The following is a 381-nucleotide window of genomic DNA, read 5'->3' as shown; positions in this document are numbered from 1 at the left end:
ATACCAAGTTTTTCACCAACTGTTTTAATAAAATTAAAAAATCCCATTATGGCCTCCTTGTGTGCAGTGGAAGCAAATTTGAGCGCATATGTTACCACACTCTTTTCTTTGCTCTTAAAACAGATAGGTAGATTTTCTAAACTTCAACAACCAAAAACAAACCTGTTCAATTCTGGGACAAAGCCAACAACAAATTTTGATAAAAAAAGCCTTTATGAAAATTTTCTCTCAAACGAAGGGATCTTAATAGACGTAGAAACATTATAAATTATGAAAGCAAAACAAGATTTTACAGTAATGACAAAAGGTTTTTTACTTTGCTACAATTTGTATCATATTTGTTTTGCAAAAAAAATATGAACTCCCATATAAATAAGTGTG

1 protein-coding gene is annotated in these 381 nt (G+C 29.9%); it reads left to right on the top strand.

Annotated features, from left to right (window positions below; all coding sequences use genetic code 11):
• The coding region (locus J7R05_RS09075) for a hypothetical protein (RefSeq protein ID WP_208541947.1) at positions 1 to 267 on the top strand (267 nt) is incomplete at its 5' end.
• Positions 268 to 381: the final 114 nt, after the last annotated feature.

It is taken from the genome of Bartonella capreoli (assembly GCF_902813205.1).
GTDB classification, from domain to species: domain Bacteria; phylum Pseudomonadota; class Alphaproteobacteria; order Rhizobiales; family Rhizobiaceae; genus Bartonella; species Bartonella schoenbuchensis.
The sequence above is the reverse complement of the archived record's forward strand: the minus strand, read 5'-3'. Positions and strand labels throughout refer to the sequence as shown.